An 8,650-nucleotide genomic window follows, 5' to 3' on the forward strand; every position below is an offset into this window, starting at 1 on the left:
GGGGAGCGGCCGTGGTCTCCGCCGTCGCCGACCGCCGCCCCCAGCGCATCGTCGCCCACGCCGCCACCCGCGACCAGGCCAAGCAGGCGCTGCGCAAGCTGAGCGCGGGCGGCGGCACGGCGATCGGCACCTGGCTGCGGCTGGCCGACACGCTGCTTGCGTCGGCGGACGTGGCGATCCGGCACGGCATCCTGCTCACCGACGGCCGCAACGAGCACGAGTCGCCCAAGGACCTGAAGGCGGCGCTGGACGCCTGCGCCGGGCGCTTCACCTGCGACGCGCGCGGGGTCGGCACCGACTGGGAAGTGAAAGAAGTCACAGGGATCGCCTCGGCGTTGCTCGGCACCGCCGACATCGTCGCCGATCCGGCCGGACTCGCCGCGGACTTCACGCAGATGATGGAGGCGGCGATGGGCAAGGAGGTCGCGGACGTCTCCCTGCGGCTGTGGACCCCGGTGGGCACCACTGTGAGATTCGTCAAGCAGGTGGCCCCGACGGTGGAGGAGCTCACCGACCGCCGCACCGAGGCCGGTCCGCGGGCCGGCGACTACCCGCTGGGGTCCTGGGGCGACGAGTCCCGCGACTACCACATCTGTGTCGAGGTGCCGCCCGCCGGCATCGGCCAGGAGATGCTGGCCGCCCGCGTGTCCCTGGTGATTCCGCGGCCCGACGGCACCGTGGAGAACCTCGGCGCGCAGGGCCTGGTGCGGGCCGTGTGGACCGACGACGTGGCCGCGTCGACCGCCATCAACCCGCAGGTCGCGCACTACACGGGACAGGCCGAACTGGCACAGGTCATCCAGCAGGGACTTGATCTGCGCAAAGCGGGCGATTTTGATGGAGCAACGGCCAAACTGGGCCGTGCGGTTCAGCTGGCGAGCGCGTCCGGCAACGCGGATACTGCGAAACTGCTTGCGAAGGTGGTGGACGTCGTGGACGCCGCGACCGGTACTGTGCGACTGAAGGCGAAGGTCGAGGAGGCCGACGAGATGACGCTCGAGACTCGGTCCACCAAGACCGTTCGTGTAAAGAAGTGACCTGCAAGCACCTGAAAGTGCCTGTACGTACCTGTCAGTGAAGAGCCTGACCCCCTTGGGGTTGGAGAAAATCCGGTCGGATGCGGCCGGGAAGGAGAGGGGGAAGCGCCGACATGCCGACCTGCCCGAACGGACACCAGTCGGGTTCCGACGACTGGTGCGAGGTCTGCGGTCACCGCATGGCGGGTGCCGTGCCTCCGCCCCCTCCTCCGCCGCCCGCTCCCGGCGGCTACGGCTTCCCGCCGCCCGGCGGCCCGCAGGGCCACGGTGGTCCCGGCGGCCCCGGTGGTTTCGGCGGCGGCCAGCCCGAGCTGTGCCCGCAGTGCCGTACGCCGCGTGAGGGCGGCGCGCCGTTCTGTGAGGAGTGCCGCTGGAACTTCCTGACGAACACGGCGACCACCTACACCCCGCCCGCCCCGCGCCCGCCGGCCCCCGGGCCGGGCGGCCCCGGTGGTCCCGGCGGCCACTACCAGCAGCCGCCCGGCCCGTCCTACGGCGGCGGCGACGCGTACGACTACCAGGGCTCGCGTCCCTCGCAGGTGAACCGTCCCGCCGAGCCGATCCCGCCCGGCCCGCCCGGATACGGCGGCCCGGGTGGCCCCGGCGGTCCCGGTGCTCCGCAGGGCTACCAGGGCGGTCCGGCGGCCCCGCCCGGATACCCGCAGCAGGACACCGGCGGGCAGCAGCCGGGCGGTCCGCAGGGCGGCCCGTCCTACGGCGGCGGGGACGACGACTGGGTGATCTCCCCGCCCGCGGGCGGCCCCGGCCAGCAGGGCGGCGGGTACGGCTACCCGCAGCCCGGCGCGACCCAGGCGCCGCAGGGCCCCGGCGGCTACGGCCAGCAGCAGAACAACAACCAGGGCCAGGGCACCTGGACGGCGATCATCGGTCCCGACCGTGAGTACTTCATGGCGATGATGCAGCGCTCCGGTCCCGAGGCCGCGGGCCTGAACCTGCCCGCGTACTCGCCGGAGCAGACGCGTCCGCTCACCGGCAACCAGGTCACCATCGGGCGCCGCCGCCACTCCACCGGCGACACCCCGGACATCGACCTGTCGACCCCGCCGGAGGACCCGGGCGTCTCGCACCAGCACGCGGTGCTGGTCCAGCAGCCGGACGGCAGCTGGGCGGTCGTCGACCAGAACTCGACCAACGGCACCACGGTCAACGGCGGCGAGGAGCCCATCCAGCCCTTCGTCCCGGTGCCGCTCCAGGACGGGGACCGGGTGCACGTGGGCGCCTGGACGACGATCACCATCCGCCGCACGTAATAAGCAAACCAAGCCGCTCCGCCCCGCCCCCGCTCAGGCGGTCTGGCCGGCGGGGGCGAGCGGCCAGACGTGGGGACCGTCCGGGTCGTCCAGCCAGGCCCGGGTCCCGTCGCCGTCGACGGTGAGGCCGTAGCGTTCGCGCGGCGGCCGCTCGGCGCGTTCCCACACCTCGTACGCCTCGCGGGGATCGAGGCCGCTGGCGGCGGTCAGCGCCAGCAGGAAGCGGAACGACTCGTGCCGTGCGGCCTCCTCCGGCAGGCCGGTCGGATCGGGTGGTTCCGGCCGCGAGCGGGTCGCGCCGCGCAGCGGGACGAAGTAGGCGGGGGTGTGCAGGAAGCGCCCCTCGGCCCGGCCCGCGTCGTGCACGGTGAGCGCCACGACGCCGGTGGCGCAGGGGGCGAGGATCCGGCCTCCGGGGCGGGTCTGCGCGAGCCAGGCGGGCGGGATGGAGGGCAGGGCGCAGGTCGCGATGATCCGGTCGAAGGGGGCCCGGTCGGGGACGCCGCGCGCCCCGTCGCCGGTGACGACGGCCGGGTGGTAGCCGGCGGCGGCCAGATTGCGGCGGGCCGGCCCGGTGATCTCCGGGTCGAGGTCGATGGTGGTGACCAGGTCGTGGTCGCCGAGCCGGTGGGCGAGCAGGGCGGCGTTGTAGCCGCTGCCGGTGCCGATCTCCAGCACGCGGTCGCCGTCCCGGACTCCGAGGGCGGCCAGCATCAGCGCCATCAGGGACGGCTGGCTGCTGGAGGAGAGCAGTTCGCCGTCGCGCAGCACGAGGCCCAGCGGGGTGTCCTGGTAGGCGCCGCGCAGCCACTGCTCGCGCGCCCGCGGATCGGGGTCGTCGCAGCTGCGCCGCTCGTAGCCCCCGGCGGTGCCGACGTAGTAGGACGGCACGAACAGATGCCGGGGCACGGCCGCGAACACCTCGCGCCAGACGGGGTCCTCGTCGAAGGCCCCGCTCGCGGCGATCTCCCGCACCAGCGCCTCGCGCGCCGGGACGGCGATCTCCTCCAGCTCCGGCCGCACCGCATGCCCATGCCCGCCCATGTCTCCACGGTAGGTGCGGGACGGCTGCCTGCGGGCGGACCTAGGTCTTGAGTCCTAACCCGATCGGTCTGAGAGCATGGACGGCGTGACAGAGATTCGGCGTGGCACGCTTCAGGAGCAGACCTTCTACGAGCAGGTCGGCGGGGAGGAGACCTTCCGCCGGCTGGTCCACCGTTTCTACCAGGGAGTGGCCGAGGACCCGGTGCTGCGGCCCATGTACCCCGAGGAGGACCTGGGCCCCGCCGAGGAGCGCCTGGCGCTGTTCCTCATGCAGTACTGGGGCGGTCCGACGACGTACAGCGAGAAACGGGGGCACCCGCGGCTGCGGATGCGGCACGCCCCGTTCCGGGTCGACCGGGCGGCGCACGACGCCTGGCTGAAGCACATGCGGGCCGCCCTGGACGAGCTGGGGTTGTCCGAGGAGCACGAGCAGGCCCTGTGGAAGTACCTCACGTACGCCGCGGCCTCGATGATCAACACCCCGGACTGAGCCCCGCGCACGTCCCCTGGGCCCGTGTGGGCCCCGCACCCGCGTCCCCCGCCGTGCGGAATCCGGTCACTCTTCGCCGGTATTCGATCACGATCTGGTCAAGTCCGCGCGACAAGCGCTTACCGACGGCCGGTCGTCTCTGACACCATCGCCCGGAGGTCTGGACAACAGGGGCGGGACGACACGGGCGGGGGGCTCGGGTGGGGAGCGCGGGGGGACTGGCGAGGTTCGTCCTCGCGCGGGCACGGGCCCACCGGCCGCTGCTCGCCGCGGCTCTGCTCACCGTTCTGCTGACCACCACGGTCCTGGCCGCCCTCACCGCCTACTCCGCCGCCATCGGCGACGCCGCCCTGCGCCACGCGCTCGGCGACGAGCGGAACGCCGCCGGCACCACGCTCGTCGTCGAGTCCGACGTACCGGCGAAGGAGCGCGCCGAGGCCGAGCCGGCCGTGCGCGAGGGGGCCCGGCGGGCCTTCGACGGTCTGCCGGTGACCCTGAGCAGCCTGAGCCGCTCCGGCCCGTACGCCCTCCCCGGCTCGCTGCGGCCCGCCGGCGAGCGCGCCGCGGAGCGCACCGCGGACCGCTCCCCGGACCGCGCTGCGGACGACGACCCCGACACTGCGGACGACGACCCCGATCTCACCCACTTCGCGGCGCTGGAGCCGGCCCAGGTGCGGATCACCGAGGGCCGGATGCCGCGGGCCGCCACCGGATCCGGGCCGGTCGAGGCCGCGGTGCCCGAGGCTGCCGCCGACCGCCTCGGCCTGAAGGCGGGTGCCCGCTTGACTCTCGCCGACCGTCTCGGCGGCCCTCCGGTGCCGGTGCGGATCACCGGCGTGTACCGGCCGGTGGACGTCACCCGCCCCTACTGGCAGCTGGACGAGCTGCACGGGCGCGGCACCGTCGAGATCGACTTCACCACCTACGGCCCGCTGCTCGCCCCGCCGTCCGTGCTCGCCGGTGACCGGGTCAGCGAGGGCGGCACGGCCTGGCTGGCCGCGGCCGACTTCACGGCGCTGCGCACCGAGCGGATCGACGCGCTGCGCGAGGCGATGCGGGCCGGCACCGCCGCCCTGCGCGAGGACGAGGCGCTGGGCGGCGCGGAGGCCACCAGTGCGCTGCCCGGCGTGCTCGACCGGGTGGAGCGCTCGCTGCTCGTCTCCCGCTCCACCCTGCTGATCATCGCACTGCAGCTGGCTCTGCTCGCCGTGTGCACCCTGCTGCTGGTGGCCCGGCTGCTCAGCGCCGAACGGGCGGGCGAGACCCGGCTGGTGCGGGCGCGCGGCGGCTCCGGCGCCCAGGTGGCGCGGGTCGCCGCGGTGGAAGCGCTGCTGCTGGCCGTGCCCGCGGCGGCCTGCGCCCCGCTGCTCGCGGGCCCGCTGACCGGGCTGCTCGCCGGGCAGGGCGCGCTGGCCCGGATCGGGCTGCACCTGGACACCTCGGTCGGGGACGCGGCCGGGCGCGGCACGGTGTGGCTGGTGGCGGCGGCGGTGGCACTGGGCTGCGCGCTGGCCGTCACGGTGCCCGCGCTGCTGTCGTCCCGGTCGCTGTTCCGGCCCGGCCGGGCCCGCCCGCTGCCCGGTGCGGTGCGCGCCGGGGCGGACCTGGGGCTGCTGGCGGTGGCCGCCGTGGCGTACTGGCAGCTGAGCCGGCAGCCGTCCGGCGCGATCGGCCACGACATCGACAGCGACGCCATCGACCCGCTGCTGGTCACCGCGCCCGCGCTGGCGCTGCTCGCCGGCACCGTGCTGACGCTGCGGCTGCTGCCGCCGGTGGCACGGCTGGCGGAGCGGCGGGCGGCCGGCAGCCGCGGGCTGCCGGGGGCGCTGGCGGGCTGGCAGTTCAGCCGCCGCCCGATGCGCGGCGCGGGGCCGGTGCTGCTGCTGGTGCTGGCGGTGGCGCTGGGCATGCTGGCGATCGGCCAGGGTTCCTCCTGGGACCGCTCGCAGAGCGACCAGGCGGACTTCCGGGCCGGCGCCCACGTGCGGCTGCTGGCCGCGGGCGACAGTGAGCCGGGCCGTACCGAGACCTACGGGGCCGTCCCGGGCGTCCGGGCCGTCGCCCCCGCACATCGCACGGAGGTGCCGCTGTCGGGCAACCGCACCGCGACGGTGCTGGCGCTGGACACCGGGCACGCGGCCGGGACCGTGCTGATGCGCTCCGACCTGGCCGACGAGCCGGTGGACGACCTGCTCGGCTCGCTCACCCCGAAGGGCGAAACCGCCGGTGTGCGGATTCCCGAGGGCACCCGCCGGCTGACCCTGGCGGGGCGGCTGACGGGCGCCGGGCCGGGTTCGGCGGTGGAGGTGCGGGTCACGCTCGTCGACCAGTACGGCGTCCCCCACCGGCTTCCGCTGGGCCGGCTCCCCGGCGACGGGCGCACCCACGCGCTCACCCTGGACCTCGCCGCCGCCTCCGAGGGCTCACCGGGCCCCATGACGCTGACCGGGCTCCAGCTCGACCTGCCCCAGCCGCGCGGCCGGGCCCGGACACACCGCTTCACCGCCGGCTCGCTGACGGCCACGGACGCCGGCGGCCGGGACCGGCGCCTGGCGCTCCCCTCGGCGCGGTCCGCGTGGACGCTGTCGGCGAAGACCAGCGGCAGCGCCGCCGACGCCCGCAGCAGCCCGTCCCGGCCCCGCCTCACCCCGGGCGGCCCGCTGACCGTCACCTACGGCACCGGCCGCATCCCCCGGGAGAACCGCTGGGCGAACTGGATGGTCACCGTCCGGATGCAGCTTCCGCAGCCGGAGACGCCGGTGATCAGCGGTGTGGCCACGGACCGGTATCTGGAATCGACCGGCGCCCGCACCGGGCAGCGGGTGGACGTCACCGTCGACGGATCCACGGTGCCGGTGCGGATCACCCGCTCGGTGCGGGAGCTGCCGTCGGCGCCGTCCGGCGGGGCGGACGACGGCGGGGCCCTGCTCCTTGACCTGCGGTCGGTCAACCGGGTCCTGCAGGACCGGTACGGCTCGGGGGTGGCGCCCACCGAGTGGTGGCTGCGGACCGCGCCGGGCGCCTCCGAGAAGGTGGCCGGGGCGCTGCGGGCGCGGCCGGACGTCGACCCGTCCCGCGTGGTGGTGCGCGACGAGATCGCCGCTCAGCTGCGCGACGACCCGTTCGGCGCCGGTCCCGAGGCGGCCTTCGGCGCGGCGGCGCTCGCGGCGGCGGCGCTGACCGCGGTGGGTTTCGCGGTGAGCACGGCGGGGGCGCTGCGCGAGCGGTCGGCGGAGTTCGCGGTGCTGCGCGCCCTGGGCGCCTCCCGGCGGCGGCTGTCGCGGGTGGTGCTGCTGGAGCACGGGGTGCTGGTCGCCCTGGCGCTGGGGGTGGGGGTACTGCTCGGGGCCGTGCTGGCGCGGGCGGTGATCCCGCTGATCATGCTGACGTCCGAGGCCGCCCGGCCGGTGCCGCAGGTGCTGGTGGAGCTGCCGCCGGCCCGGGTGGCGGTGCTGCTGATGACGGTCGCGCTGGTGCCGCTCCTGGTCACGGCCGTGCTCTCGCTGCGCCGCGCGGACCCGGTGCCGGCCCTGCGCGAACAGGGAGGCGAGTGAGGTGCCCGGCACGTCCCGACCGCCCGCGCCGGTCGCGCCCTGGGTGCGGACCCGGCTGCGGTCCGCACCCGGAGCCGCGCTGGCGCTGGCACTGCTGGTGGCGGTGACCGCGTTCCTGGCCGCCGCGCTGCCCCGTGCCGTCGACCGGTACGGGGACGCCGGGCTGCGCCGGGCCGTGGAGTCGGCGGGCGCCGACCGGGTCACCGTGCGGGTGACGGCACCGCAGCCCGACTTCTCCGCCTCCCCGGCCGAGCGCGAGGCGGCCCTGCGCGGAGACGCCCTCGACGCGTACCAGGCCAGGATCCTCGACCTGACCCGCCGTCACCTGCCCGTCGACACCGAGCAGTCCTCCCACGGCGTGCGGACCGGTGAGGAGGCGGAGATGTCCGAACCCTGGCTGCCCCGCCCGGACGGTCTGCCCGCCCGGCTGTCCCTCGCAGCCCCGAACGGGCTCGCCGGCCACTCCCGGCTGCACGAGGGCCGGCTGCCCAGGACGACGGGAGAGGTCACCGCCGCCACCGCCGCCGTCGAGGGCGCCGTCACCACCGGCACCGCCCGCGCCCTGCGCATCGAGGTGGGCTCCGTCCTCAGCTTCCCGGGCCTGGAACGTCCCCCGCTCAGGGTGCGGATCACCGGCATCGTGGAGCCCCGCGAGCCGAAGGGCGCGTACTGGTCCGCCGATCCGCTGCTGCGCACCCCCGTCCTGACCGTCCTGTCCGGCGACCCGGAGATGCGGCAGTACTGGAAGGGCTCCCTGCTGCTGCCGCCCGACGCGGCACCCGCGCTGCTGGGCACCCCGCTGGAGCCCTGGCGCTACTGGCAGCAGGCGCCTTCGCCCGGCGGCCTGCACGCCCACGAGGTGTCCCGGCTGCGGACCGCGGTGGCCTCGCTGGAGTCCGGCCCTGCCCAGCAGCGGGTGCGCCAGGCCACCGCGCCGGAGGTCGCGACCAGCACCGAGCTGGACGAGGTGCTCGCCGAGTACTCCCGGATGCGTTCCGCCATCGCCCCCATGGTCGCCGTCGCCGCCTTCGGCACGGGCACCGTGGCCGCCGTGGTGCTGCTGATGGCGGGCGGTCTGGCGGCCGGCCGGCGGCACGGGGAACTCACCCTGCTCCGGGCCCGCGGCGGCTCCCTGCGGGGCATCGCCGGGCGGCTGCTGGCCGAGACGGCCGTGGTCGCACTGCCCGCGGCCGGGGCGGGGCTGGCCGCCGCGTGGCTGCTGCTGCCCGGGGCCAGGCCCGGCCACTCCGTGGC

At 75.9% G+C, this 8,650-nt stretch carries 4 protein-coding genes and 2 pseudogenes; 5 read left to right on the plus strand and 1 reads right to left on the minus strand.

The features are described from left to right. Both ABD207_RS00015 and ABD207_RS00020 read left to right on the plus strand, forming a co-directional pair. Window positions 1-1,037 (plus strand): annotated as a pseudogene (locus ABD207_RS00015) (vWA domain-containing protein); the annotation flags it as partial. 113 nt (window positions 1,038-1,150) lie between these two features. Further along, the gene (locus ABD207_RS00020; RefSeq protein ID WP_344008850.1) at window positions 1,151-2,308 is read left to right on the plus strand and encodes an FHA domain-containing protein; all 1,158 of its coding nucleotides are present in this window, start codon (window positions 1,151-1,153) and stop codon (window positions 2,306-2,308) included. Between the two features lie 33 nt (window positions 2,309-2,341). On the opposite strand, the gene ABD207_RS00025 is transcribed toward ABD207_RS00020, so the two are convergent. Then, a complete protein-coding gene (locus ABD207_RS00025) occupies window positions 2,342-3,352 on the minus strand; it encodes a methyltransferase domain-containing protein (protein ID WP_344008853.1) in 1,011 nt (336 codons plus the stop codon). A 76-nt stretch (window positions 3,353-3,428) separates the two neighbouring features. Between ABD207_RS00025 and ABD207_RS00030 the strand changes: the two genes are divergently transcribed. The 3 genes and pseudogenes from ABD207_RS00030 to ABD207_RS00040 all read left to right on the plus strand — a co-directional run. Then, window positions 3,429-3,842: a globin gene (locus tag ABD207_RS00030; protein ID WP_344008855.1), complete on the plus strand. Its 414-nt coding sequence runs from the start codon at window positions 3,429-3,431 to the stop codon at window positions 3,840-3,842. 200 nt (window positions 3,843-4,042) lie between these two features. Further along, entirely contained in the window at window positions 4,043-7,396 is a 3,354-nt protein-coding gene (locus ABD207_RS00035; RefSeq protein ID WP_344008857.1) for an ABC transporter permease, read from the plus strand. 1 nt (window position 7,397) lies between these two features. Beyond that, a pseudogene (locus tag ABD207_RS00040) lies at window positions 7,398-8,650 on the plus strand (ABC transporter permease); the annotation flags it as partial.

The sequence above is a fragment of the Streptomyces thermospinosisporus genome (genome assembly GCF_039526425.1).
GTDB classification, from domain to species: domain Bacteria; phylum Actinomycetota; class Actinomycetes; order Streptomycetales; family Streptomycetaceae; genus Streptomyces; species Streptomyces thermocarboxydovorans.